Annotated in this window: 23 protein-coding genes; 16 read left to right on the top strand and 7 right to left on the bottom strand. The window is 64.1% G+C overall.

Features of this window, described 5'->3' with window-relative positions; all coding sequences use genetic code 11:
- The first annotated feature begins 25 nt into the window (after positions 1-25).
- The 8 genes from atpA to AC1C2O_RS04760 all read left to right on the top strand — a co-directional run bounded on the left by atpA (position 26) and on the right by AC1C2O_RS04760 (position 10025).
- Positions 26-1666, top strand: coding sequence for a F0F1 ATP synthase subunit alpha (atpA, locus tag AC1C2O_RS04795; protein ID WP_495429305.1), 1641 nt, complete (start codon positions 26-28; stop codon positions 1664-1666).
- A 20-nt stretch (positions 1667-1686) separates the two neighbouring features.
- Positions 1687-2589 (top strand): F0F1 ATP synthase subunit gamma, encoded by a 903-nt coding sequence (locus AC1C2O_RS04790; protein ID WP_495429304.1) that lies wholly within the window; start codon positions 1687-1689, stop codon positions 2587-2589.
- A 23-nt stretch (positions 2590-2612) separates the two neighbouring features.
- Complete coding sequence (gene atpD / locus AC1C2O_RS04785) at positions 2613-4064, top strand: F0F1 ATP synthase subunit beta (RefSeq protein ID WP_495429303.1); 1452 nt, start codon at positions 2613-2615, stop codon at positions 4062-4064.
- Positions 4065-4066: 2 nt separating this feature from the next.
- Entirely contained in the window at positions 4067-4327 is a 261-nt protein-coding gene (locus tag AC1C2O_RS04780) for a F0F1 ATP synthase subunit epsilon (protein WP_439278533.1), read from the top strand.
- A gap of 103 nt (positions 4328-4430) precedes the next feature.
- Positions 4431-5177 carry a YaaA family protein gene (locus AC1C2O_RS04775; protein WP_495429302.1) on the top strand — a complete coding sequence of 249 codons (747 nt, stop codon included), beginning with the start codon at positions 4431-4433 and terminating at the stop codon, positions 5175-5177.
- A 95-nt stretch (positions 5178-5272) separates the two neighbouring features.
- Positions 5273-6067, top strand: a complete 795-nt coding sequence (locus AC1C2O_RS04770; RefSeq protein WP_495429301.1) for a large exoprotein — start codon at positions 5273-5275, stop codon at positions 6065-6067.
- A 199-nt stretch (positions 6068-6266) separates the two neighbouring features.
- Positions 6267-7124, top strand: a complete 858-nt coding sequence (locus tag AC1C2O_RS04765) for a PP2C family protein-serine/threonine phosphatase (RefSeq protein WP_495429300.1) — start codon at positions 6267-6269, stop codon at positions 7122-7124.
- A 57-nt stretch (positions 7125-7181) separates the two neighbouring features.
- Positions 7182-10025: an FtsK/SpoIIIE domain-containing protein gene (locus AC1C2O_RS04760; protein WP_495429299.1), complete on the top strand. Its 2844-nt coding sequence runs from the start codon at positions 7182-7184 to the stop codon at positions 10023-10025.
- Between the two features lie 33 nt (positions 10026-10058).
- Here the strand turns inward: AC1C2O_RS04760 and ald are convergent, their stop codons facing one another.
- Positions 10059-11174 carry an alanine dehydrogenase gene (gene ald, locus AC1C2O_RS04755; protein ID WP_495429298.1) on the bottom strand — a complete coding sequence of 372 codons (1116 nt, stop codon included), beginning with the start codon at positions 11172-11174 and terminating at the stop codon, positions 10059-10061.
- Between the two features lie 54 nt (positions 11175-11228).
- Positions 11229-12224, bottom strand: coding sequence for an asparaginase (locus AC1C2O_RS04750; RefSeq protein ID WP_495429297.1), 996 nt, complete (start codon positions 12222-12224; stop codon positions 11229-11231).
- 112 nt (positions 12225-12336) lie between these two features.
- Between AC1C2O_RS04750 and AC1C2O_RS04745 the strand changes: the two genes are divergently transcribed.
- Entirely contained in the window at positions 12337-12813 is a 477-nt protein-coding gene (locus AC1C2O_RS04745; RefSeq protein ID WP_495429296.1) for an OsmC family protein, read from the top strand.
- Position 12814: 1 nt separating this feature from the next.
- Here the strand turns inward: AC1C2O_RS04745 and AC1C2O_RS04740 are convergent, their stop codons facing one another.
- Positions 12815-13636: a lysophospholipid acyltransferase family protein gene (locus tag AC1C2O_RS04740; RefSeq protein ID WP_495429295.1), complete on the bottom strand. Its 822-nt coding sequence runs from the start codon at positions 13634-13636 to the stop codon at positions 12815-12817.
- A gap of 146 nt (positions 13637-13782) precedes the next feature.
- On the opposite strand from AC1C2O_RS04740, the gene AC1C2O_RS04735 reads away from it, so the two are divergent.
- Both AC1C2O_RS04735 and dxr read left to right on the top strand, forming a co-directional pair.
- Positions 13783-14727: an FKBP-type peptidyl-prolyl cis-trans isomerase gene (locus tag AC1C2O_RS04735; RefSeq protein WP_495429294.1), complete on the top strand. Its 945-nt coding sequence runs from the start codon at positions 13783-13785 to the stop codon at positions 14725-14727.
- A 48-nt stretch (positions 14728-14775) separates the two neighbouring features.
- Positions 14776-15858: a 1-deoxy-D-xylulose-5-phosphate reductoisomerase gene (gene dxr / locus AC1C2O_RS04730; protein ID WP_495429293.1), complete on the top strand. Its 1083-nt coding sequence runs from the start codon at positions 14776-14778 to the stop codon at positions 15856-15858.
- 3 nt (positions 15859-15861) lie between these two features.
- On the opposite strand, the gene AC1C2O_RS04725 is transcribed toward dxr, so the two are convergent.
- From AC1C2O_RS04725 to AC1C2O_RS04715, 3 genes are all read right to left on the bottom strand, one after another.
- Positions 15862-17478, bottom strand: a complete 1617-nt coding sequence (locus AC1C2O_RS04725) for a Mur ligase family protein (RefSeq protein ID WP_495429292.1) — start codon at positions 17476-17478, stop codon at positions 15862-15864.
- A gap of 91 nt (positions 17479-17569) precedes the next feature.
- A complete protein-coding gene (locus tag AC1C2O_RS04720; RefSeq protein ID WP_495429291.1) occupies positions 17570-18292 on the bottom strand; it encodes a YcnI family copper-binding membrane protein in 723 nt (240 codons plus the stop codon).
- Between the two features lie 76 nt (positions 18293-18368).
- Positions 18369-18941 carry a hypothetical protein gene (locus AC1C2O_RS04715; RefSeq protein WP_495429290.1) on the bottom strand — a complete coding sequence of 191 codons (573 nt, stop codon included), beginning with the start codon at positions 18939-18941 and terminating at the stop codon, positions 18369-18371.
- Between the two features lie 51 nt (positions 18942-18992).
- Here AC1C2O_RS04715 and AC1C2O_RS04710 point away from each other — a divergent pair, with 51 nt between their 5' ends.
- The 3 genes from AC1C2O_RS04710 (at position 18993) to AC1C2O_RS04700 (ending at position 22714) form a co-directional block, all read left to right on the top strand.
- On the top strand, positions 18993-20303 hold the full coding sequence (locus AC1C2O_RS04710) for a M50 family metallopeptidase (protein WP_495429289.1): 1311 nt from the start codon (positions 18993-18995) through the stop codon (positions 20301-20303).
- Positions 20304-20501: 198 nt separating this feature from the next.
- Entirely contained in the window at positions 20502-20936 is a 435-nt protein-coding gene (locus AC1C2O_RS04705) for a hypothetical protein (protein WP_495429288.1), read from the top strand.
- 143 nt (positions 20937-21079) lie between these two features.
- A complete protein-coding gene (locus tag AC1C2O_RS04700; RefSeq protein WP_495429287.1) occupies positions 21080-22714 on the top strand; it encodes an HNH endonuclease signature motif containing protein in 1635 nt (544 codons plus the stop codon).
- A 6-nt stretch (positions 22715-22720) separates the two neighbouring features.
- On the opposite strand, the gene AC1C2O_RS04695 is transcribed toward AC1C2O_RS04700, so the two are convergent.
- Positions 22721-24610: a chorismate-binding protein gene (locus AC1C2O_RS04695; protein WP_495429286.1), complete on the bottom strand. Its 1890-nt coding sequence runs from the start codon at positions 24608-24610 to the stop codon at positions 22721-22723.
- Positions 24611-24813: 203 nt separating this feature from the next.
- Here AC1C2O_RS04695 and ispG point away from each other — a divergent pair, with 203 nt between their 5' ends.
- Together ispG and AC1C2O_RS04685 are read left to right on the top strand one after the other, a co-directional pair.
- Positions 24814-25965, top strand: a complete 1152-nt coding sequence (gene ispG / locus AC1C2O_RS04690; RefSeq protein WP_495429285.1) for a flavodoxin-dependent (E)-4-hydroxy-3-methylbut-2-enyl-diphosphate synthase — start codon at positions 24814-24816, stop codon at positions 25963-25965.
- A 41-nt stretch (positions 25966-26006) separates the two neighbouring features.
- Entirely contained in the window at positions 26007-26333 is a 327-nt protein-coding gene (locus tag AC1C2O_RS04685; protein ID WP_495429284.1) for a nuclear transport factor 2 family protein, read from the top strand.
- Positions 26334-26373: the final 40 nt, after the last annotated feature.

Below are 26373 nucleotides of genomic sequence, written 5' to 3'. Positions count from 1 at the left end.
ACTCTCTCAATACAAAGGGAAGACAATGGCAGAACTATCGATCAGCCCCGACGTCATCCGCGACGCGCTGAAGGACTTCGCCGCTGCGTACGAGCCCTCAGGCGCCGCAGCGACCGAGGTCGGCACAGTCGTGGATGCCGCTGACGGCATCGCCCACATCGAGGGCCTGCCCGGCGTCATGGCGAACGAGCTCCTCACGTTCGCCAACGGCACGCAGGGCCTCGCACTGAACCTTGACGAACACCAGATCGGTACCGTGGTGCTCGGAGACTTCTCCGGTATCCAGGCAGGCCAGGAAGTTCGCCGTACCGGCGAGGTTCTCTCGGTCCCCGTCGGTGACGGTTACCTCGGTCGCGTCGTCGATGCGCTCGGCAACCCGATCGACGGCCTCGGCACCATCGCGTCAGAAGGTCGTCGCGAGCTCGAACTGCAGGCACCAGGCGTCATGCAGCGCAAGAGCGTGCACGAGCCGATGCAGACCGGCATCAAGGCAATTGACGCGATGATCCCCGTTGGTCGTGGTCAGCGCCAGCTGATCATCGGCGACCGCCAGACCGGCAAGACGGCCATCGCGATCGACACGATCATCAACCAGAAGGCCAACTGGGAGTCGGGCGACACGAACAAGCAGGTTCGTTGCATCTACGTCGCAATCGGCCAGAAGGGCTCCACGATCGCCTCCGTCAAGGGTGCGCTCGAGGACGCCGGTGCGCTGGAGTACACGACGATCGTCGCTGCTCCCGCATCCGACGCGGCCGGCTTCAAGTACATCGCTCCGTACACAGGTTCCGCCATCGGGCAGCACTGGATGTACGGCGGCAAGCACGTCCTCATCATCTTCGATGACCTGTCGAAGCAGGCAGAGGCCTACCGCGCCGTTTCGCTTCTCCTGCGTCGTCCGCCGGGCCGCGAGGCATACCCGGGTGACGTCTTCTACCTGCACTCCCGTCTGCTGGAGCGTTGCGCGAAGCTGTCCGACGAGCTCGGCGCCGGTTCGATGACGGGCCTGCCCATCATCGAGACCAAGGCGAACGACGTCTCGGCGTACATCCCGACCAACGTGATCTCGATCACCGACGGCCAGATCTTCCTGCAGTCCGACCTCTTCAACTCGAACCAGCGTCCGGCGGTCGACGTGGGAATCTCGGTCTCGCGAGTCGGCGGTGACGCTCAGGTCAAGTCGATCAAGAAGGTCTCCGGAACGTTGAAGCTCGAGCTCGCGCAGTACCGCTCGCTCGAAGCCTTCGCAATGTTCGCGAGCGACCTCGACGCGACTTCGCGTCGTCAGCTCGACCGCGGTGCGCGTCTGACCGAGCTGCTCAAGCAGCCCCAGTACTCGCCGTACCCGGTTGAGGACCAGGTCGTCTCGATCTGGGCCGGCACCAACGGAAAGCTCGACACGATCGAGGTCGCGGACGTGCTGCGGTTCGAGCGCGAGCTTCTCGACCACCTGCGTCGTAACTCCACAGTGCTCGACACCCTGCGCGAGACGAACCTTCTCACTGACGACACCGTCGCCGAGCTCGAAAAGCAGGTCGACGCATTCATCCTTGAGTTCCAGGGTGGCAAGGGTCAGTCCATCGGTGCCGTCGGCCACGAGGAGCACGCTTCTGCTGATGTGGATGACGTCAATCAGGAGAAGATCGTCAAGGGTCGTCGCGCTTAATCGCGTGAGGAACTAAAAACATGGGCGCTCAACTCAAGGTCTACAAGCAGAAGATCTCTTCTGCTCAGACGACCAAGAAGATCACGAAGGCGATGGAACTCATCGCGGCTTCGCGTATTCAGAAGGCGATGGCGCGTGTACGCGCGTCGTCGCCCTTCGCGCGCGCCGTGACTCAGGCTGTCTCTGCCGTCGCGACGTACTCCAATGTCGACCACCCGCTCACGCGAGAGCCGGAGGCGATCAGGCGGTCTGCCGTCGTCGTCTTCTCCTCCGATCGTGGCCTTGCCGGTGCCTTCAACTCGCAGATCCTTCGCGAGGCGATGGAACTGGGTGAGCTCATCCGCTCACAGGGCAGCGAGCCGGTGTACTTCCTCGTCGGACGCAAGGCTGTCGGTTACTTCCAGTTCCGTGGCATCCAGGCGGATGCCGAGTGGACCGGCGACACCGACACCCCGAAGTTCAAGACGGCGGAGGAGATCTCGGCCAAGCTGCTCGAGGCTTTCAACCGCGGTGGCGGCGAGGGCGGCGTGGACGAGCTTCACCTCGTCTATAACCGTTTCGTCAGCATGATGACGCAGACGCCCGAGACTGTGCGCCTGCTTCCGCTGGAGATCGTGGAGAACGAGGCTGCGGCCGAACCGAGTGGAGCGGTGTACCCGCTCTACGAGTTCGAACCGGATGCCGAGACGGTGCTCGACGCGATCCTGCCGGTGTACATCCAGAGCAGGGTCTTCAACGCCCTGTTGCAGTCGTCGGCCGCCAAGCAGGCCGCGACGCAGAAGGCGATGAAGTCTGCCAGCGATAACGCTGACAAGCTCATCACCGACTACACCCGTCTGCGCAACAACGCGCGTCAGGCGGAGATCACGCAGCAGATCGCTGAGATCGTCGGCGGTGCCGACGCCCTCTCCTCGAGCAAATAGACCATCAAGAAAGAGACGAAGATATGACCCCCACCGCCACAGCTGAGGCTGGGACCGCGGTCGTCGGGCGCGTCGCACGCGTCACGGGCCCGGTCGTCGACATCGAGTTCCCGCACGACTCGATTCCTGACATCTACAACGCGTTGAAGACAACCATCGTCATCGGCGAGGAGTCGACCGAGATTACCCTCGAGGTCGCACAGCACCTCGGTGACGATCTGATCCGCGCCATCGCACTGAAGCCCACCGACGGCATCGTCCGCGGCCAGGAGGTGCGCGACACCGGTGAGCCGATTTCGGTTCCCGTCGGTGACGTCACCAAGGGCAAGGTCTTCAACGTGATCGGCGAGGTGCTCAACGCCGAGCCTGGCGAGCAGATCGAGATCACCGAGCGCTGGCCGATCCACCGGCAGGCCCCGCCCTTCGACCAGCTTGAGTCGAAGACTCAGATGTTCGAGACCGGCATCAAGTCGATCGACCTTCTCACGCCTTACGTGCTGGGTGGAAAAATCGGTCTCTTCGGCGGTGCAGGTGTCGGCAAGACCGTCCTCATCCAGGAAATGATCCAGCGCGTCGCGCAGGACCACGGTGGTGTGTCGGTGTTCGCCGGCGTCGGTGAGCGTACCCGTGAGGGCAACGACCTCATCCACGAAATGGAAGAGGCAGGCGTCTTCGAGAAGACCGCCCTTGTCTTCGGCCAGATGGACGAGCCGCCGGGAACGCGCCTGCGCGTTGCCCTGTCGGCTCTGACGATGGCGGAGTACTTCCGTGACGTGCAGAAGCAGGACGTGCTGTTGTTCATCGACAACATCTTCCGCTTCACGCAGGCTGGCTCTGAGGTTTCCACGCTGCTCGGCCGCATGCCCTCCGCCGTGGGTTACCAGCCGAACCTCGCTGACGAGATGGGCCTCCTCCAGGAGCGCATCACCTCGACGCGCGGACACTCGATCACCTCGCTGCAGGCGATCTACGTCCCGGCCGACGACTACACCGACCCGGCTCCGGCGACGACCTTCGCGCACCTTGACGCGACGACCGAGCTCAGCCGTGAGATCGCGTCTAAGGGTCTGTACCCCGCTATCGACCCGCTGACCTCGACGTCGCGCATCATGGACCCCCGCTACCTAGGCGAGGACCACTACCGCGTTGCGACCACGGTCAAGCAGATCCTTCAGAAGAACAAGGAACTGCAGGAGATCATCGCCATCCTCGGTGTCGATGAGCTCTCCGAGGAAGACAAGATCGTCGTGTCTCGTGCACGTCGCATCCAGCAGTTCCTCTCGCAGAACACCTACATGGCGAAGAAGTTCACCGGTGTCGAGGGTTCGACGGTTCCGCTTAAGGAGACCATCGAGTCGTTCGACGCGATCGCCAAGGGTGACCTCGACCACGTGGCTGAGCAGGCCTTCTTCAACGTCGGTGGTCTCTCCGACGTGGAAGAGAAGTGGGCTCAGATCCAGAAGGACAACGGCTGATCATGGCGCTCAATGTCAGCCTCGTCTCTGCAGACGCGGAGATCTGGACGGGGCAAGCGACTCTCGTCGTCGCGAAGACCGTCGAGGGTGAAATCGGCATCATGACCGGCCACGAGCCGATCCTGGCCATCCTCGCTGAGGGCCAGGTGCGCATCACCCAGCTGGACGGCACCAAGGTGCTTGCCAACGCTCAGGATGGTTTCCTCTCCATGGAGGGAAATCAGCTGACGGTTGTCGCGGGCAACGCGGCGCTCATCGCCTGAAACAACTCATCGCGGACGCGTCCGCCCATCATCCTTGAGAGATGATGGGCGGGCGCGTTCTCGCCTGCTGGAGCAGCTCAGCCGAGTCGGCACTGTGGAGACCATGAAGATTCTGCTTCCTCCTTCGGAGACCAAGCGCGTTGGCGGACGTGGAAGGCCGCTGGACCTTGACGCTCTCGCCTTACCTGAGCTGGCTGCTCAGCGCACGGCAGTTGTCGACGCACTCATCGCCTTGGCGGGGGATTCGCTCGAAGCGCGCCGTGTGCTCAAGCTGAGTGATCGCCAGCTGGGTGACATCGAACACAACGCGGCGTTGCGCTCCGCGCCAACGATGCCCGCGATCGATCGCTACACCGGAGTGCTGTACGACGCGCTGGATGCCGCCGAACTTGATACCAGTGCAAGGCGATGGATCGGGCAGCACGCGTGGATCCACTCGGCACCGTTCGGCCCGGTCGGCGCGCTCGACCGCATCCCCGCGTACCGGCTCGCCGCAGGTGCATCGCTACCAGGAGTTGCGCCATTGCGCCGACACTGGGCGGATGCGACATCCGCCGCTATCGCGCAGGAAGCTCCATCCTTCGTTCTCGACCTCCGCAGCGAGGCTTATGTTGCGCTCGGTCCGCTGCCGGCATCCGTTCCGTCTGCGTATGTGCGCGTGGTCACCGAGCACGGACGCGCCCTCAATCACTTCAATAAGAAGGCGAAAGGGGAGTTGGTACGTGCGCTGTCTGAGGACCGACCGCGGGTCCGGGGAGTGAACTCATTGCGGGAATGGGCGAGTGCACGAGGGATCGACATTCGGCCGGGTGAGCAGCCAGGCGTGATCGAACTAGTCGTGGAGCAGTGACTCGACACGGCACGCTGGCATGGTGTGTCGACCCACAGGCACGCTAATGTGTTTCACGCGACGCGGAATGCGTCGCTTATTCCATGGAGGGGCTAATGGACTATTACTATAACGACAGCGGCGCTGCGGCAGCCGTACTGATCGTGGCGCTGCTGTTCGGCTTTATTTTCGCGGTCATCGCTTATGTGCTGACGTCGCTGTTCCTGATGAAGATCTTTGAAAAGGCTGGCGTCCAGGGCAAATGGCGCGCGTGGGTTCCGGTCTACAACTCGATGATCTTCCTCAAGCTCGGTGACCTGAGCCCCTGGTTGATTCTCTACAGCATCGGTGGCGCTGTCCTGTTGAGCTGGATCGGCATCGGCTACTTGTTCTCGGCTGCTGCTGGTGTGCTCATGGTGCTCGCCGCATACCGCGTAGGTCAGAAGCTTCAGAAGGAGGGCGCGTGGGTCGTTCTCTACATCTTCTTGTCTATCATCTGGCTTGGCATCAACGCCTTTGACAAGTCGCGTTGGAACACCCAGCTTCCGCCCGCTCCGTGGGCTGGCAACGCGTTCTTCGGCGACCGCACGGTCTGGGACGGGATCCCGGCTCAGTCCTCGGTGCAGGCAGCGCCCGGCTACGGCGCAGCACCTCAGGGCTACGCTCCGCCGCAGGGCTACCAGCCGCCCGCACCCGGATACCAGCAGCCAGCATCCCCCGGGTACCCGCAGCCTGCGGCGCCTGGTTACCAGCCGCCGGCTGGACCGGCCACGCCTCCCGCCGCGCCCGCAGCTCCGGCAGTGCCCCCGGTGACACCGCCTCCGTCAGCACCGACGGCGCCCCCGGCTCCTCCCGCGGCACCACCGGTTCCGCCCGCACCGCCGGTCGACCCGACGCAGCCGCCTGCGTGATGAGCTGAACTCGGCAACATGGTGGATGAAGGACTCTCGATTTCGATCGGGGGTCCTTCGTCGTGTCGCCCCGCATACTCCGATAGCGTTGACACATGGTCATGCCGCAGCGCCTTAGCGCACACCGCGCACAGTTCTACTACGATGTCTGAGTACCCTGCGGTTGCCCGATTCGCCGCATTCACACCGGAGGCCCCTTTTGTCTGACACGACCACGCAGACTCAACGCGTTGTCGTCGCCGACGGTGATGACGTCATTCTGACCTGGGCCGGTATTACTGACACTGGCCTTCGCCGTGACAACAACCAGGACGCTTTCCTCGCCCAGTATCCGCTGTTCGTCGTAGCGGACGGCATGGGCGGGCATGCGGGTGGCGAGATCGCCAGCCAGAACACCATCGCTCGCCTGCAAGAAGTCGTCGATTCAGGCACAGTGACGACCGGTGCGATCGAGAACGCACTCGAGCGTGCAGTCGAAGACATTGCGGCTCATCCAGAGACTACTGATGAGGGCACTGGAACGACGCTCACCGGTGTTTTCCTTGAAACGGCCACCGAGGAACCGCGGTGGGTATCTTTGAACATCGGCGACTCGCGGGTTTACCTCCTGCGCGAAGAGCGTCTGGTGCAGGTCACCACAGACCATTCCGTGGTTCAGGAGCTGATCAGTTCCGGCAAGCTCAGCCCAGAAGAGGCAGAGAGCCACCCCTACAGCAACGTCATCACTCGCGCGGTGGGCGCCAGCGAGCTCACCGCACCTGATTACCTCGGTATTGAGGTGCTCGACGGTGACCGTTTCGTGATCTGCTCGGACGGTTTGACCAAGGAACTCACCGATTACGGCATCCAGCATTTTTTGCGGGAGCAGCCGGATCCAGCGAAAGCGGCGGACGCGATGCTCGCGGCGGCGTTGGAGAACGGCGGGCGTGACAACGTGACTCTGATCATCCTGAAGGTTGAGCGTACCGGGACAGCGCATCTCACCGACGCGGTTGCCACGTCGGTGATTTCCACGGTCGATGACTCTTCCTCCACACCGGAGCAGACTGACCAATAGTCCGATCGGGCTGTGGACAACGGCATCCGTCGATATCGGATGTCGTGCAATAGGGGCATGGACCTCGAACCGCTCACGCTTCCGGTTGTCGCCGCGGAACCTCGCAAGCAGCCCGTGCCTGTGCTCGCTGCCGTCGTCCCTATCGCTGCGGGTGTGGTGTTGTGGCTGGTGACCGGATCGATCTTCTCTCTGTGTTTCGCCGCTCTCGGCCCGTTGATGATCGGCGCTTCCTTGCTGGATGGCCTGCGCACCAAGCGTCGAGATCGACGTGTAGCGGCCGAGGAAGAGTCTGCCGGATGGCGTCGTGCTGAGCAGGAGCTTCGCCGGCGGCACCAGCGCGAGCGTCGTGAGTTGCGGCGGGTCCATCCAGATGCCGCGGCGAGCGTGCAAGATCCGCCGCTTCGCGATCTACAGCCCATTGATGACTCCACAGCGTTGGTCATCGGCGCGGGATCTCAGCGCAGCGCACTGCGGGTGACGGGTGATGAGAGCGAACGGGCCCGAACCTTCCGGGAACGCGCGGCGAACGTCACGGATGTTCCAATCATCGTGCCGATGCGACGAGGTGTCTGCTTCCGTGGACCGACACCGATAACCGCGGCCGCTGCGCGCGCCCTCATCGTGCAGCTCTGCCTGCGGCATGCCCCTGCGCAGCTCGCACTGGTGGGTGACGGGCTTGAACCACTGGGGCTGAGTGGGTTTCCGCATGCAGGCCGGCCTCGTCGTGGTGCGTGGCGTCTCGCCGTAGTGATGGGCGACGGAGATGAGGGTTCGGATGCCTCGGCGCAGGTGCGGGTATGCCGCGGTGATGGTGATGTGCCAGAGGGAGTGACGACCGTCGTCGACTGCACTGATCCGACGCATGCGCGGCTTCGAACCAGCGCCGGTGTCGAGGAGATCGTCATTGAGTGCCTCTCACGTGCACAGGCTGTGGCCATCGCGTCGAGTAGCGTCGATCGTGAGGGTGATGTCGCACAGCTGCCGGACAGCGTCGCCCTGGCAGATCTGATGACCACTCCGAGTGATGACGCGCAGGGACTTCGTGCTGCGATCGGACGCACAGAGACTGCGGACGTGTTCCTCGATCTCGTCGAGGACGGCCCACACGCCATCGTGACCGGGATGACGGGGTCAGGAAAGAGCGAGCTTCTCGTCACGTGGATCGCGGCGATGGCCAGGTCACACGGTCCGGAGGAAGTGGCATTCGTGCTCGCGGATTTCAAAGGTGGTACGGCTTTCGACCCGTTGCGAGCGCTGCCGCATGTCGCTGCGGTGATGACCGATCTTGATGAAGAGGGTGCCAGGCGCGGTGTGCAGAGCCTCACGGCCGAGCTGCGGCGGCGGGAGGCGGTACTCGCGGAGCTGGGTGCCCGCAACGTCGCCGAAGCGAATGGTCAGCTGCCACGCCTCGTGATCGTGGTCGATGAGTTCGCCGCGCTCTTGCAGGAGCATTCTGATCTCGGGGTCGTGTTCACGGATATCGCGGCACGGGGACGAGCGCTGGGTATGCACCTGATCCTCGGCACGCAGCGAGCAGCCGGCGTGATCCGCGACGCGCTGGCGGCGAACTGTCCGCTCCGAGTGAGCCTGCGCGTGACGGAAGCGGCAGACAGCCGTCTCGTTATCGGATCGGATGATGCGGCAGAACTGCCGGGCGGCGCCGGTTCACGTGGACTCGCGTTCGTGCGTCGTCCGCAAGACTCGGAAGCTGTGGCCGTTCGCATCGCGCTGACGGGCGCGGCAGATCTGCGCGGAGCCGCGTCACGGTGGGAAAGCTCAGCGGAACCCCTGAGCCCGTGGATGCCACCGCTTCCCGGTCTACTGACCCTGAACGAACTGCGCAGCGCGCATGACCTTGAGGACGCATTGCTTCTCGGATTGGTTGACGAGCCGGATCGACAGCGTCAAACGCTGAGAATGCTGCGTCCCGGCGTTGACCGCGGCATAGCGGTGATCGGAGGCAGTGGATCAGGCCGATCGAGCGTGCTGCGGGTGCTGGCGGCGCAGAGCGACCGGGCGGTTCTGATTCCTGCTGATCATGAACGCGCCTGGGATGTTGTGGCGGAGTTGGCCGAGGGTGGCCAGGGGAGAGCAGATCTTGTGTTGTGTGACGATCTCGACCAGCTCACGGCGTCGTTCCCGGTCGAGCACGCGCAGGTGTTCATCGATCGCTTCGAGAAATTGGTGCGGTCAGCCGCCGCGCGCGGATGCACTGTCGTGATCACAACGGGGCGTGCATCAGGACAGATTGCTCGAGTTGTGGACTCGCTGCCGGCGCGAATGCTGTTGAGGATGGGCACCAAGATGGAGCACCTTGCTGCTGGCGGCGACAACGATGGCTACCGTCGTGATCGTCCGGCAGGACGTGGGCGAATCGAGGAGCTCGAGCTGCAGATCGCGTGGGTCGAGGCGGACGCCGCAACATCTGTCCCGACGAGCGCGGATGACATGAGTGTGGTCAACGGCGAAATAGCAGATTCTGCCACTCGCACGTGGGCGCCGGCCGCGGCCATCGTCGGGGTCATCGCGCCCGGGGTTCGTCGCAGCGTCGAGGCGCTGCGTAGCGCGTTCCCAGAGTGCGAAGTGGTGCCGGTGGGCGAGCGCACTCCGGATCCATCCGTGACGGCGCAGCAGACGTCGACCTTGACTTTCTCATCACCTGCAGCACCGATGATCTTGGTCGGTGATGCCGAGAGCTGGCAGCGGCAGTTCACTCTGTGGCAAAGGATTCGCGTTGAGGGGGAGATGCTGATCCTCGCCGAGTGCCCGAGCGAACTGCGGTCCCTGGCCGGCTGCCGCGAGCTGCCGCCATACGCTGAGACGCACATGGGGCGTGCCTGGTCGCTTTGCGACGGTGGCTCGCCACAACGTGTGATCGTTCCAGGGCTCGGTGGGCGATGACTCTCGGCGGCGATGACTACTGGAGAGCGGCAGCTATTGGAGAGTGGCGGCGAGCGTCTGCGCCTCCAGCCCGTGAGCCATTGCGACGCCCGCGTTGATCACGGCTCCTCCTGCTGTGTTCACACCGGCGGCGAGCGCGGGATCCGCCCGCAGGGCATCCTTCCACCCACGACCGGCAATCTGGCGGATGTACGGCAGGGTCGCGTTGGTGAGTGCGGACGTGGACGTGTTGGGCACGGCCCCTGGCATGTTGGCCACGCAGTAGAACACCGTGCTGTGGACGATGAAGGTCGGATCATCGTGCGTGGTGGGCCTGGTGTCTTCGAAGCATCCGCCCTGATCAACCGCGATGTCGACGAGAACGCTGCCTGGCCGCATCTGCGCGACCATTTCGTTTGTGACGAGCTTGGGTGCGCGTGCGCCAGGGATGAGCACAGAGCCGATGACGAGATCGGAGTCCAGTACGGCTCTTCGCAGGTCCAGCGGGTTGGATGCCGCAGTCTTCACTCGTCCGCCGAAGTGGTCATCCAGCATCCGCAGGCGAGGGATGTTCGTGTCGAAGATCGTGACGTCTGCACCCATGCCGCTGGCAATCACGGCCGCATTCGCACCGGCGACGCCGCCGCCGATCACGGTAACCGTCGCAGGCCTCGTCCCTGGCACGCCAGACATCAGCAGGCCGAGTCCTCCGTTAGAGCGCATCAGGGTGTTCGCGCCGACCAGGGGAGCGAGGCGTCCTGCGACTTCACTCATTGGGGCGAGCAGCGGCAGCCCGCCACCAGGTAGCTGCACTGTTTCATAGGCGATGGCGGTGACTCGATCGGCAATCAGCCGCTCGGTCAGAGCGCGGTTCGCTGCCAGGTGCAGATAGGTGAAGAGCGTCAGATCCTCGCGGAAGTAGTCGTACTCCGAGGCGATCGGCTCTTTGACTTTGAGGAGCAGCTCGGCGCGTTCCCAGACGTCGCTCGCGTCATCCACCAGCGTCGCGCCAGCTTCGACATACTCCGCATCCGGCATAGATGAGCCCGCACCTGCTCCGGACTGCACGAACACCTCGTGTCCTGCGCTGATCAGATCGTGCACACCCGATGGCGTCAGCGCGACGCGGTACTCGTTGTTCTTCACCTCGGCGGGGACGCTGATCCTCATCGTGGCTCCTCTCCACCCTCGACTTTGAGGGGATCATGGCCCTGGGTCAGGGCATCAAATGGCGGCGCCGGGACGGATCATCCCGACGTCGCTCCCGCCACCGAGTACGGCGAGGGGAAGTGCGTTGGATAGGGCGGACACATCAGCGTCGCTGAGGGCTCCGGCGTGTGCAAGCAGAGTCGCCGCGACGATCGTCGATGCCCGTGATGATCCGTCGAGCATCTTCAACGCGACGGTGGCACCGTTCGGCGCGACCATGACCATGATTCCTTCGGCGCCGCCCTTGGTGAATACGCCGACGGTCTCGATCGCGACGGTGTCCGGCTTGCCAGGACCTTCGATCGTCCACGGGTTCTCTTTGACAGCGCGAACGAGGGTGCCGGCAACGCGGTGCAGCGCAAATGGGGAACGCTCTGATGCCGTGCCGATGCGGTGGATGCCACGGGCGAGACCAGAAAGGGTCATGGCGTGCACTGGGGCACCGCAGCCGTCCACGGAAGTGTGTGCGATCTTCTCGCCGGTCAGCCGCTCGATGACTTCGCGGATGTGCAACTGCAACGGGTGCGAAGGGTCGAGATATCCCTTGACCGGCCAGCCGGTTGCAACGCAGGCGCGTAGCATCGCGGCGTGCTTGCCCGAGCAGTTCATGCGGATGCGCGACTGCTGGCCGTGTTCGCGGACGAGTTCGTCGCGGCTGGTGCTGTCACTGGGCCATGCCGACGGGCACGCCAGGTCGTCTTCAGTGAGTCCGCCGGCCATGAGTACTTCACGGACGACATCCGCATGCCGATCCGTGCCGACGTGACTTGCCGTCGCGAGGGCGAGCTGCTCACCGGCCAGATCTGCACCCGCGGTGACGCATGCGACGGCCTGCAACGGCTTCAGGCTGGATCGGGGGAGGATCAGAGCATCGGGGTTTCCGAGCTTTCGGAGGACCTCTCCGTCAGGGGAGAGCACGATCGCCGCCCCCGAATGACGGGATTCAACGAATCCGCTTCGTTCGACGACGGCAAGTTCGACAGCATCCGCGACAGTAAGAGTCTCCAGCACCTCACAAGCCTAGCCCCGTCGGCTTTCGCCACCGGTCTGGCGCACCGTGTTGGCACACGGCGTTGGCATACGACGCTGGCACCGTGTCGGCGCTCCGTGTCAGACTGACGACATGACTCTCGGTGAACACCACTACGCACTCACAGCCACTTGGGACGGCAACCGCGGCAGCGGCACCAGCGGGTACAGAGACTATTCCCGAGATGTCACCATCAAGGTCGATGGCAAGCCGCAGCTGCTGGCATCTGCCGACAAGCCGTTTCGCGGCGATCCCGAGCGGTGGAACCCAGAGGATCTGCTGTTGGCCGCGCTCTCGGAATGCCACCTACTTTCCTACCTGCATGCCTGCGTGACTGCCGGTGTAGTCGTGGTCTCGTACCGCGACGATGCAAGCGGTGTAATGACCGAAGACGGCAGAAGCGGCGGCGCATTCACCGACGTTCTGCTCCGACCAGAGGTTGTTGTCGCAGATGCGTCGATGATCGAGGCTGCAGAGCGCGCACACGAAGATGCACACCGCATGTGCTTCATCGCGAACTCAGTGAACTTTCCGGTTCGTCACGAGGCGACGGTCACGGCGGCCGCGTAGGTCAGCGTCGCTCGTGCGGCAGGGCCTGCTTGATCTTCTCGATCGCGCCCTGTGCAGGAGGCTCGTTGTAGACGCCGGCGAGTTCCTGACCGCTGAGAGCATGGATCGCTGTCATGATCTCGTCGGTGGCGAGGCGGCGAGCTTTGCCGCTCGTGGCAGGTCCGTGCACTGATACATCGATCGGGTCACCGAATCGGACGGTGACTCGCTTCTTCATCGAGGGCATCTTGGCATCCTTCGGCATCACCGTGTCAGTGTCGATGAGGCCGACCGGAACGACGGGGGCTCCCGTCTGCAGAGCGAGGAACGCCACTCCGGTGCGTCCTTTGTACAGACGCCCATCAGAGGAGCGGGTGCCCTCCGGGTAAAGCGCCACGGCGAGCCCTTCATCCAGCAGCTGTCGCTGCTGGTCCAACGCGTTGAGTGCTGCCTGACCCGCGCCGCGGCGAACAGGGATGGCACCGATGGACTGGAAGAACTTGCGCATCATCGTGCCGCGGAACCCGGTTCCTTCGAAGTACGTCGACTTCGCTAGGAAATGCACAGGGCGGGGTGCGGCGACCGGGATCGCGATCGAGTCGATGAAAGACAGATGGTTGCTCGCGAAGATCACGGGGCCATCTGTCGGGACCTTGCTACGACCCTCGACGTGCGGGCGGTACATGATGCGAGCCAGAGCGCGGCCTGAAGCATAGATTGCCCCTGGATGGCGTGGCGGCGCGGTCTCCTCTGCGTCGGATTCCGCTACGTCGGTCTCCTCTGCTTCCGGCTCCGTAGTCGTCTCAGGGGTCGACTCGGGAGTGCCGGACTGCTCAGAGGTCATCAGATTAGGCTACTCCGCGATCCATGCCATCGATGGCATGGACAAACAGCCGCCGACATCCATGTCGATCAAGGGTGCCTCTCAGCAGGGGCAAAGGCGAATGCGAGAACATGAGTTGTCTCTCCCTACGATCTTGAGGTCTCACTGTGCGCAACCGCTCGCTTATCGCTCTGTCCACCATCGCCGCCGCAACCCTGCTTCTGGCTGGATGCGCTGGCACCGAAGGCGTGACGGGAGACGAAGCCGATCCCAAGGCGACTGATCTCTGCTCATCAACGGTCGAGTCGGGTACAGCAGCCGAGGAGGTCACCATCGATGGTGACTTCGGCACTGCATCGACCGCCACTTTCGAACTCGGGCAGCAGGTTGACGAGGCCCAGCGCACCGTGCTCAGCGAGGGCGATGGCGCCACGATCACCGACGGCGACTTCGTCAGCTATGCGTTGAGCGCCTTCGACGGTGACACCGGGGAGCGCATCGGCGATGCCGGCTACGTCGGTGGCGAGCTCCTTCCCGCCGCGTTGACGGCGGATGCTCCGCTGGGTCAGCTCATCGGTTGCGCGAGCGTTGGCTCGCGCCTCTCCATCGTGTTCCCCACGTCCGAGGACGCAGCCGCACAGTTCTACGTCCTCGATGTTCTCGACATCGTCTCTGCAGCATGGGGTGAGGAGCAGGCGCCGGTGGACGGCATGCCGATCGTCACGCTCGACGAGGATGGCGCTCCGACCGTCGAGATCCCCGATGCTGATGCCCCCGCCGAACTGCAGATCGCTGTACTCAAGGAGGGTGATGGTATTGCCGTTGAAGATGGCGACACCACTCTGCTCCAGTACCACGGCGTCGGCTGGGACAGCGGCGAGGTCTTCGACTCCTCCTGGGCCAATGGTGCGCCGATCTCGAGCGAAGGCAACGGCTACGTTCCTGGCTTCGTTCAGGCACTCGCAGGGCAGAAGGTCGGCTCGCAGGTGCTCGTCGTCATCCCCCCGGCACTGGGCTACGGCGAGGGCGAAGTCAACGACGCTGACCTGAAGGGTCAGACTCTCGTCTTCGTGATCGACATCCTCGCGACCATGCACCCGGTGGCCGGATAATAGGTTCGCCGCACGTCGAGCGACGGGGCCGGGGCATAGGCTGGCGACATGCGTCGCATCATTGTTCTCGGCTCCACCGGCTCCATCGGCACCCAGGCGCTTGACGTCATCCGTGCCAATCCTCGTCGCTTCGAGCTGGTGGGATTGGCCGCTGGCAGCAATGCAGAACTCCTGAGTCAGCAGGCCGAGCAGTTCCAGGTCGATGACACTGCGCTCGGGGCCGAGCAGGCAGAACAACTCGTTCGGGATGTGGAAGCAGATGTCGTTCTCAATGCGATCACCGGATCGATCGGGCTCGGCTCGACACTGGCAGCGCTGAAGGCAGGACGCACGCTCGCCCTCGCTAACAAGGAGTCACTGATCGTCGGCGGTGCTCTCGTCACCGCGGCAGCAGCCGAGGGGCAGATCGTTCCCGTTGACTCCGAACACTCGGCGCTCGCGCAGGCGCTGCGCTCCGGTACGCACGATGAGATCCGTCGACTCGTCGTCACGGCATCCGGTGGTCCATTCCGCGGACGCACCCGTGAGCAGATGGCGTCCGTTACACCTGCTGAGGCGCTCGCGCACCCGACGTGGGACATGGGCCGCGTCGTCACGACGAATTCGGCGACGCTCGTGAACAAGGGGCTCGAGGTCATCGAAGCGCACCTGCTGTTCGACGTCGACTATGACGACATCCAGGTCGTCGTCCACCCGCAGTCGATCGTGCACTCGATGGTTGAGTTCATCGACGGATCGACGATCGCGCAGGCTTCGCCTCCCGACATGCGGCTGCCGATCTCGCTCGCGCTGGACTGGCCGCATCGCATCGGCGGCGTCGGACGGCCGCTGGATTGGACTCAGGCGAGCAGTTGGGACTTCGAGCCGCTTGACGACGAGGCATTCCCTGCCGTTGCGCTTGCAAAGAGTGTTGGTCGTGCCGGCCGCACGTTCCCTGCGGTGTTCAACGCGGCCAACGAGCAGGCCGTCGACGCGTTCCACGAAGGTCGGCTACCGTTCCTTGGCATCGTCGACACGATCGCACGAGTGGTCGACGCGCACGACTCACCGGACCAGCTGACTGTCGAGTCTCTTGCCGACGCTGAGGCCTGGGCCAGGGCGACAGCAGATCAGCTGATCGCCGCGAGCTGACGCTCAGTCGGGGTATGGCACAGGCCAGTGCGGCTCTGGCACTGGCCAGCCGGCGTCGCGGAGCGCACGACGAGCAAGCTCACGGGCCGAGTACGGCGTGCGCACCCCGCGGATGTCGCGGTAATCCTGGTGCCCTGGACCCGCCCACAGGATCGCATCCCCCTCGCCGACCATGCCGACTGCGGCGATGATCGCTCTCTCGGGTGGTGAGAACTCGTGGATCTCCGCATCCGGTTGCGCCAGCCGAGCGCCCTCGATCAGGGTTGCGCGGATCGATTCCGGATTCTCGAAACGAGGATGGTGATCGGTGACCACGAGGATGTCGCTGCCTTCGACCGCAGTGCGGCCCATGTCGTGGCGCTTCGTCGCGTCGCGGTCGCCATCGGCGCCGAACAGCATCACGGTGCGACCGGGGGTCACACGACGGATGGCGGCGAGTGTCTTCTCGAACGCGTCGGGAGAATGCCCGAAGTCGACGAACACTGCGGGGCCCGTGTCACCTGAGACGAGCTCGGTGCGTCCAGGCAAGTACGCGTTGATGCGGCCATCGCGCTCGAGCGCCGCGGTGATCCGCTCCCAGCCGTAGCCGCCTTCCAGCAGCATCACGATCGCGAGGGCAGCGTTGGCTGCCATGTGCGGGCCGATGACCGGAACGACCGTGGTGAGTGTGCGGCCTTCGGGACCGACCATCGTGAAGCGGGTACCGCGCTGGCGCTCCTCGTCGATCGTGACGACCCAGTCGGCTCGCGCCGCACTGTCGGCGTCAGCGGCTATAGACGGCGTGCCGACCGTCACCACGGGGATCTCCGCGGCGGCCACGACGTCGACGCCGGAGGCTGAGTCAAGGCAGATGACCGCGCGACGTGCGCGGTCTGGTCGGAACAGTGGCAGCTTCGCTTCGAAGTATTCCTGCATATCGACGTAGTCGTCGAGGTGATCGTGACTGAGGTTCGTGAAGCCGGCGACATCGAAGACGATGCCGTCCACGCGCTTACGCGAAAGTGCCTGTGCACTGACCTCTACGGCGACAGCTTCGACGTCGCGCTCGCGCATCAGCGCGAGCAGTGCATGCATCTCGGATGCCTCTGGCGTGGTGAGCCTGGAGACGATGACCTCGCCCGCGATGTGGCGCTCTGCTGTGGAGGACAAGCCGGTCACGACGTCAAGCTGGCCGAGGATGCCTTCGAGTAGATGCGAGACGCTGGTCTTGCCGTTCGTGCCGGTTGTGGCGAACAGCAATGGCAGGTTGTCATCCGCGCCGGTGCCGTAGACCCAGGCGCTCAGCGCGCCCAGAATTCCGCGTGGGTCATCGACGATCACGATCGGAAGTCCGGCCGCTGCGGCGATATCAGCGCCGGCTTCATCGGTGATGACCGCTACGGCGCCCTTCTCTGCTGCGGCTACGGCGAACTCGGCGCCGTGTTTGTTGACTCCCTGGATGGCGACGAACGCTTCGCCGGCCCGCAGATCAGCGGTGGCGAGAGTGATTCCGGTCAGGGTGATATCGGCGATCTCACCGCGGGTGGCGGTGGCAAAGCGCGAGGCGAGCTCCGTCAGTGCCCGCTGTGGCGGAGCGACGGGACGGAGCACGGGAGGAAGGCTGGGCTGAGTGGTCGACATAGCACCCTAATGATCTCATGAGCCGCTGTCAGGGACGTGCTCGCACACGCGGCGGGCGCGCCCCTGACAGGACTCCTGAGCGCTAGGTTCTTCAGCGCGACGCAGCGCGGCGGTACGCGAGTACAGCGACCACCAGGGCCGCAACGCCGGCGAGCAGCCCGCCAGCGCCGAGGATCGTACCGAGCGAGCCAGCGGCAGAATCTTCTGCCAGGACCGCGTCGTTCTCCTGAGCGCCGTTCTCCTGTGTATTGGCAGATTGTGTGTCGCCGTGGTCACCGTGGGTGGCATCCGGTGCGCTCTGATCATCTGCTGTCACGGTCACGACGGGTGCCGGGGCGTCGAGATCGTGCGGGTCGGCGCCGTCTTCGGCGATCTCCGTCCATTCCGCGACTCCGACCTCGCACTGCTGCTCCACCGGAAACGCGAGTGATTCAGGAGCGTCTTCTCCCACGCGGATGGCCATGCTCGCAGCGCCCCGCAGATCACCGGGGATGGGAGCGACAGCGGTGTAGGTGACCGCTGAGACGAGGCCGTTGTCTGCCCGCTCGACGGCGATGTCCCACGACGCATCCACCGTGGGGGAGACGGAACTCAGCCCCTCTGGCATCGTGATGCGCAGCGCCGTCGTGGGGGAGTTGTCGCAACCGTGCGTGAACGAGAAGGTGATCACGGCGGAGCCGTCGGGCTGAACAGTGTCGGGGCTGACGCCTACGTGTGCCTGCGCCGCAGCTGGCGCAATCAGGACAAGCCCCGCTGCGAGGGCAGCGATGGTGGCGCCGCGTCGGGTGAATCGGGATTTCGATGTTGAGGTCATGGGTGTTCTCCAGTGTGTGTGCGGGCGCGCCGATGGCGCGCGGAACCGCGAGAGGATGTGTCGACGTGTGCGGCCCTCAGCCGCAGGAGAACACCGGAGGGCCACGTCGGGAGACGTCGCTCGTGCGGATCGTGGCAATGAAGACGCGTGCTGTGTCCGGGACGGATGCGGGAACCGGCCAGTTGCTGTGCAGGGGGCGCGTTAGTCGTGTTCGGAGCACAGCGCGCATCCAGCGCGCGATGCCGCGCAGCATCCGCTCGCCACGCCACAGCAGGACGATCGTCAAGGCTGCAGCGAGGATGTGGGCGCCGAGCATCCCGGCATCCGGAGCTACCGTCGTCGTCAGCGGACCCAACGTCATGACGTGTTGATGCCCTGTGATGCCAGTGGCTGTGAGGGTGGCGCCCAGCGCGACGAACAGCACGTGGAAGATGGTCTGCGAGAGCACCACCGTGACGCTTAGCTTGCTGGCGCTCAGGGTTCGTCCCACCAGCAGTGCTGCGACGGGAGCGAGGAAAATGCTCAGCGCGATCACCAGCAGAGGGTGCGGGGGTGCGCCGCCTCCGATCGTGTGGGAGACAGCGGCGATGACCGTGGCGACCGACGAGGCTGCGGCTCCACGCACGAGTCGCAGCTGCCGAGAATTCACAGCTTCAGCTTATGCGGCGGATTCCTAGTTCTAGCGCAGTAGCGTGGGCACGTGGAAATCCTGTTGTACGTCGCTGGCATCCTGTTCATGCTGGTGGGCCTAGGTCTGTCGATCGGGCTGCACGAGATCGGGCATCTCGTGCCCGCAAAACTCTTCGGCGTACGCGTGGGACAGTACATGATCGGCTTCGGTCCGCGGCTGTGGTCGAAGCGGATCGGTGAAACTGAATACGGGTTCAAAGTGCTGCCCGTCGGCGGCTTCATATCAATGTCGGGGATGTATCCGGCATCTGAGGGCAAGCAGGTGCGTGGCCTGTTCCGCACTCTCGTGCAGGATGCCCGATCCGTGAACGACGAGACGATTGCTGGCGGCGCAGAGGATCGAGTCTTCTACAAGCTGCCGGTATGGAAGCGCATCATCGTTATGCTCGGCGGCCCGCTGATGAACCTGATCCTTGCGATCATCATCTTCACGGTGCTGGCGTCGGGTATCGGCCTACAGCAGGGTACGACGACGATCGCATCCGTCACCGAGTGTGTGCTTCCCGCCGGTACGACGCAGACCGAGTGCGAGCCGTCGGATCCGGCATCGCCCGCCGCAGAGGCAGGGATTCTTCCCGGCGATGTGCTGGTGTCGATCGACGGGACGTCGGTATCGAATTTCGCGGAGGCGACCTCGATCGTGCAGGCAGCACCGGGCGAAACTCTCGACATGGTCGTGTCACGTGATGGTGAAGATGTCGCACTGACGATCACGCCGATCGCGGCCGAGCGAGCACTCACTGATGCGTCAGGACAACCGCTGCTCGATGCCGAGGGTGAGCAGGTCATCGCCGAGGTCGGTTACGTCGGTATGGGGGCCCAGATGGGGTTTGTGCCGCAACCGATCGGCACCGGTATCGAGATGGCAGGTGAGAACACCGCGCGGGTCGCGAATCTGATCGTGCAGTTGCCGGTGAAGCTTTGGGATGTCGGCGTATCGCTGGTGACGGGGACTGAGCGCGACCCGAATGGCCCACTCAGTGTCGTCGGCGTCGGCCGGCTCGCCGGTGAGGTCGCAGCGACGGATGCTCCGGTGCTGAACCGGTTTGTCGTGCTACTGAGCCTGCTGGGGTCGCTGAACATCGCCCTTTTCGTTTTCAACCTCATTCCACTGCTTCCGCTGGACGGTGGTCACATCGCGGTGGCGCTGTGGGATGGCATCCGGCGAGTGTGGGCGAAGATCTTCCGGCGTCCGCCGCCTGCACCGGTCGACGCTACGCGTCTCGTGCCGCTTACCGTGGTCGTCGCAGTGGTGCTGATCGCCATGGGCGCCCTGCTGATGGTCGCCGACGTCGTGAACCCGGTGAACCTCTTCCAGTAGTGGTTGGACGGCGCCGTGTCGTGGCGGGATGCCGTGGCGAGGCGGGAATCCCGTGGCGAGGCGGGAATCCCGTGGTGAGGGGCCGAGGACGGGGCCTTGGCGGCATCGATCAGGAATCGAGAAGTGCGCCGGGATGGTGAGTCGTATCGTGGTCGTAGGCCCGGAAAACGGCCGCCGCACATCGAGAAGGAGCACGACATGGCTGAGAAGACCGCTGGACTGTCCAAGGACGAGCGCGACGCCGTCAAGCAGCGTGCCGCAGAATTGCGTGCGCAGGAAAAGGCAGGAAAGTCCCGAGCCGCTGGGGAGAAGGCGGTCCGCGAGGCGATCGCCGCGATGCCGGATGATGATCGGGCTCTGGCCGAGGGAATCGATCGGATCGTCTCCCAGGTCGCCCCGCAACTCGTTCCGAAGACCTGGTACGGGTTCCCGTCGTACGCCGATGAGGATGGCAAGATCGTCGTGTTCTTCAAGGCTGCCTCGAAGTTCACCACTCGCTATGCAACTCTCGGGTTCGAGGAATCAGCAAAGCTCGATGACGGCGACCTCTGGGTTACGTCGTTCGCTGTCGTCGCATTGACGCCCGAGACCGAGAAAACTATCGCGGCGCATATCCGCAAGGCAGCTGGCTGACCCGACGAATGCTCGCGTCTCAGACGGGGCACTTGTTCTGCACAGGTTTGGCGTTTTGTGGAGTTCTCCACCGTTCGTGAATGGCTTCTGATCTGGGTTTTATCTGGTGGATGAATGTCTGTGGCCTGCGGTTGAATGGAGGTATGACATCGCTTGTGCAGGAGTTGGAGAGCATCGATCGGCAGTTGGCCGATGCGATGTCTGCTTCTGCGGCGGGTGGCGGGATACGGCTCACCGATGATGGTGAACTGTTGGGCATCGTTCAGGCGCTCGGGAGTATTCAACGGCGGGTGGATGGTGCGATCGTTGAAGCGACAGACCGGGTGGTGGAGCGGGATCAGTGCGAACGTGACGCCCGGTTGACGACACAGCTCGGATGCCGGGATGCCGCCGAACTCCTGCGACGCACACTGCTGGTGGATGGGCATGCGGCCCGGCGATACGTCTCGGCCGTGGCGGCGGTGCACCGGGATCTGGACATCACCTCGGGCGAGTTGCTGCCGGCGGCGTTCCCGGAGTTGTCGGCCGCGCTGGCCGATGGGGTCATGTCGCTGAGTGGGTTCCTGGCCTGCACAACACCGTTGCTGAAGGCCAGACGCCTCGGGGCGGCGGATCGGTTGGCGGCGGATGCCGTGCTCGCACGATTCGCGCGCGGGCTGCCGTTGGATGGCGACAGCACCGGCACCTGCGAGACGGCACCACCGCCCACAACGGATGAGCTGGCCGGGTTGACCGCGCACATCATCGACCGGCTCGATCCGGATGGTGCGGAGCCGAAAGACCGGGCAGGCAAGCGCCGCCGGTACTTCACGATCGGGCGGCTCCGGGACGGATCCGTTCCTGTGCGCGGTGAGCTCCTCCCGGAAGTCGCAGCCCAGTTACAGAAACTCTTCGACAGTCTGATGAACCCCAAAATCGACGACGAGGCCAGTGCAGGAGGCGCGGTGCGATTCCGGCCGTCCGACGACGACGACGGCGACGGTGACGGTGCTGGTGACGGTGCTGACGACGGGGGTTCCACTGCTGACCGTGATCGCTTTGCCGCCAAGTACAGCACGGCACCCGGAACTGCGCCCGCGAGTGAGAGTGATGGTCTCTCTGGCCGTGCCGACGGTCTCCCGGACCACAAAGCCGCCTCGCCCCCACAACACGCCGCGGATCTGCGGACGCATGCGCAGAAACGGCACGACGCGTTCGCGAGCATCATCATGGTCGCAGCGGCATCCGATGGCATGCCCACGTTGGGCGGTGCCGCACCAACCCTCGTCGTCTCAGTCAACGCCGACGACTACATCCACCGCACCGGGCGCGCGACGGTCGAGGGCGCCGGATACGACGTGCCCCTCGGCGCCGCCGACCACGCCGCATGCGCAGGCGGCATCGAACGCGTGCTATTCGTTGAACACGGTGCGATCGTGGGAATCAGCACCACCGCGCGAATCTTCAACGCCCGCCAACGCCGGGCGATCGTGCTCCGAGACCGACAATGCCTCATCCCCGGGTGCGACATCCGTGCAGAATGGTGCGAAATCCATCACGTGACCGAACACGCCCTCGGCGGACCCACCCACACCAGCAACGGGGTACCCCTGTGCTGGCACCACCACCGCACCCTCGACGAGAACATCTGGCTCATCCGCATGCGCAACGGCATGCCCGAAATCCGCGGCCCAAACTGGTGGGACCCCTACGCCCGCTGGCGATCCCCACACCTCAACTACACCGCCATCGACGAAGCCGTCGACACCGAACGCGACCACGCCTGGAGTGCCTGGTAGTAATTCTCAGGCGAATGCTGAACTGATCAGCCGCTCGAGCGTGTGGATGCCGTCGCGGGACAGGATCGACTCCAGGTGTCCCTGCACGCTGGCGAAGCCAGGACCACGGAGCGCATAGACGTCGCCGTTGGTCGTATCCGCTGAGATCTCGGCGGAACCGGCGGCGGTTGTGCCGGGGGAGACTCGTGCGGTGAACGTGTTGTAGAAGCCGATCGAAGCGTCTTCGCCGAACACCGGAACGATCTTCTGCAGGCCCTGGTGCGGCGTATCCAGCGGAGCCAGTTCGATGCCGAATCGGTCAGCGAGGATCTGGTGACTCAGGCACACAGCGAGCAGAGGGGCGCCCTGCTCCAGTCGGCGCGCCACAATCTCGCGCATCCGAGCGATTCGAGGTATCGCGGTGTCACGCGGATCGCCGGGGCCGGGGCCGGCGACGAGCAGCTCTGTGGCAACCAGATCTGCGTCGGTGACCTTGTCCCAGGGGATGATCTCCGCGTCGAGCCCCAGATGACGCAGCTGATGGGCGAGCATCGTCGTGAACCGATCCTCGGCATCAATGACGAGCGCGCTGCGGCCGGTGAAGGGGCCGGTCGTACCGTCTTCCTGCGGGTTCAGCCAGAACTCGGCGAGACGCGTATTCCGGGAGGCGAGCAACTCGGCGACCTCGGGGTCGTCAGCGAGCGAAGTCTTCGTCGAGGGCTCGTCATCGTCGACTTTCGTCTCGGCGACACTGTCATGGGCGATCGCGCCGATGGCCCCGAGCACGCCGGCGGCCTTGCCATGCGTCTCGCTGACTTCACCGTGCGGATCGGAGTGGCGAACAAGCGTCGCGCCGACGGGGACGCGCAATTGCCCGTTCTCGAGGTACACCGTGCGAATCAAGATTGGGGCATCCAGATCGTGGCCGCCCTCGCCATTCGGGCTGAACAGCGCAGCGACACCGGAGTAGTAGCCACGGGGCTTGCTCTCATGGCGACGAATCACCGCACACGCGTTCTGCATCGGAGAGCCGGTGACAGTGGGGGCGAACATCGTCTCGCGAAGAATGTCGCGCGGGTCGAGGCGGCTACGCCCGCGCAGCATGTACTCGGTGTGTGTGAGGCGTGACATCTGCTTGAGGTGCGGGCCGGTGATGCGTCCGCCGTCGGAGCAAACCGCGCTCATCATCTTGAGCTCCTCGTCGACCACCATGAAGAGCTCCTCGGTCTCCTTCGTGGAGGAGAGGAACTCGACCAGGGTCTCCTTGGTGGCGCCCCCGGCCGGGTGCCGGAAGGTGCCGGAGATCGGGTTCATCGTGACGATCCCGCCGCGGGCGACAACGTGCGCTTCGGGACTTGCACCGACGGCGATGTGACCGGGCGTGACCACGGCAAACGTCCAGTAGGCACCACGCTCGTGAGTGAGCAGCGCGCGGAACCAGGTGAGGGCGGCCGTGCGCTCGTCGGTGTCGACGGATGCCATGTAGTCGCGGCGGATGACAAAGTTCGCGCCCTCACCGCGGCCGATCTCATCGGCGATGACGGTCTTGACGATCTCGGCATAGTCCTCGTCAGCGATATCGAACCCGGGATCAGTGAGCGGCACGGTGTCGTTGGGCAGCGCTTCAAGCACGTCTGCGAGTGGAAGATACAGGTGCTCGTCGACGAGCAGACAGCGCAGTGGCGTGCCGTCGTCCTGCGCGTCGAAACCGCGTTCGCGCACCTGGCGGTAGGGCACCATCGCGAAGACTTCGCGCGGGTCGCCGTCGACAGTGAGCGGGATGTCGGCGAGCAGGTCGACATCGTCGATCGCACCGGTAAGCAACTCGACGCTCTGGGCACCATCGCGTGCGATCAGAACGAAGGACGCAGTGGCATCCTGTGCCAAAGTGGCGAGCAGGGCAGCGGTATCAGTCATCGAGGTCTCCTGTGCAGGGCTCCGGCTCGGGCCACCAAAAAGACCGCCCCGGAGGCGGTCTGAATTCGTGGGAACGCGAATACACCGCCTAGAAGGCGGGCCACCAGGTGAAGTTCGCGGGCATGCGCTGAAACTATCACAGTGCGACGCGTCGGCTGTGCCGCTTCCAGCCTCTGTTGATCAGGTCAGCGTAATCTGGAGATGTGCCAGCAGTGAATCTTGGGATGCCGCGCGTCCCCGAAGTCCTGAGTCCTCGTCGCAAGACCCGTCAGATTCGGGTCGGCAAGGTGTTGGTCGGCGGCAATGCCCCCGTCAGCGTCCAGTCGATGACGACGACGAAGACCACCGACATCAATGGGACGCTCCAGCAGATTGCTGAGCTCACCGCATCCGGTTGTGAGATCGTTCGCGTCGCCGTGCCTCATCAGGATGACGCAGATGCGTTGAAGATCATCGCGATGAAGAGCCAGATCCCGGTGATCGCTGACATCCATTTCCAGCCGCGCTACATCTACACCGCGATCGACGCCGGTTGTGGTGCCGTGCGGGTGAATCCGGGCAACATCCGCGAGTTCGACGGCAATGTCGGAAAGATCGCAGCCGCCGCGAAGGCTGCGAACGTGTCACTCCGAATCGGCGTAAATGCGGGATCTCTCGACAGGCGCATTCTGGAGAAGTACGGCAAGGCCACGGCAGAAGCACTCGTCGAGAGCGCTGTCTGGGAGGCTTCGCTGTTCGAGGAGCATGACTTCCATGACTTCAAGATCTCTGTGAAGCACAACGACCCGATCGTGATGGTGAAGGCCTATCGTCTGCTCTCGGAGCGTGGCGATTGGCCGTTGCATCTCGGTGTGACTGAGGCTGGTCCTGCGTTCCAGGGCACGATCAAGTCTGCGACGGCTTTCGGCATCCTGCTGTCGGAGGGCATCGGTGACACGATCCGCGTCTCACTGTCTGCACCGCCCGCAGAAGAGGTAAAGGTCGGCCACCAGATTCTGCAGTCGCTGAACCTGCGTGAGCGCAAGCTCGAAATTGTCTCCTGCCCCTCATGCGGACGCGCACAAGTTGACGTTTACACTCTGGCCGACGATGTCACTGAGGGTCTGAAGGACATGACAGTGCCGTTGCGCGTTGCCGTAATGGGCTGTGTCGTGAACGGACCAGGTGAGGCACGAGAAGCGGATCTTGGCGTCGCTTCCGGTAACGGCAAGGGCCAGATCTTCGTGAAGGGAGAGGTCATCAAGACCGTTCCCGAGGCGGACATCGTGAAGACTCTGATCGAAGAGGCGAACCGCCTCGCCGCGGAGATGGGCCCGGATGCCGCGCTGGGTACCGCTCAGGTGATCACGGCCTGAAACCGATCCCGCAGACGACGGGAACGATGAAGGAGACGAAGATGTCTGATACTCCCGGACCAGTGCAAGCACTGGTGGATGCGATCAATGCTGCCGACACGGATGCGTTCGTTGCGGCGTTCACACCGGATGGATATGTCGATGACTGGGGTCGCGTTCTGCGCGGCGCGGACGGTGTGCGCAGCTGGGCAGGCTCAGACGCGATCGGCGCGGGCGCACGGATGACGGTGCTTTCGTCGACGACCGAGGGCGACACGACGACCGTGCATTTTTCGTGGACGAGCAATGTGTTCAATGGAGAATCCGATGGGATCTTCGTCATCGATGACAACCGTCTCGCGAGCTTTACAATCCCGCCGGTGCACTGAGATGGAGCTATCTCCGACCATGGTGATGACGACCAATGCA

Source organism: Microbacterium sp. Y355, from assembly GCF_059445345.1.
This window is presented reverse-complemented; position numbering and strand designations above follow the sequence as displayed.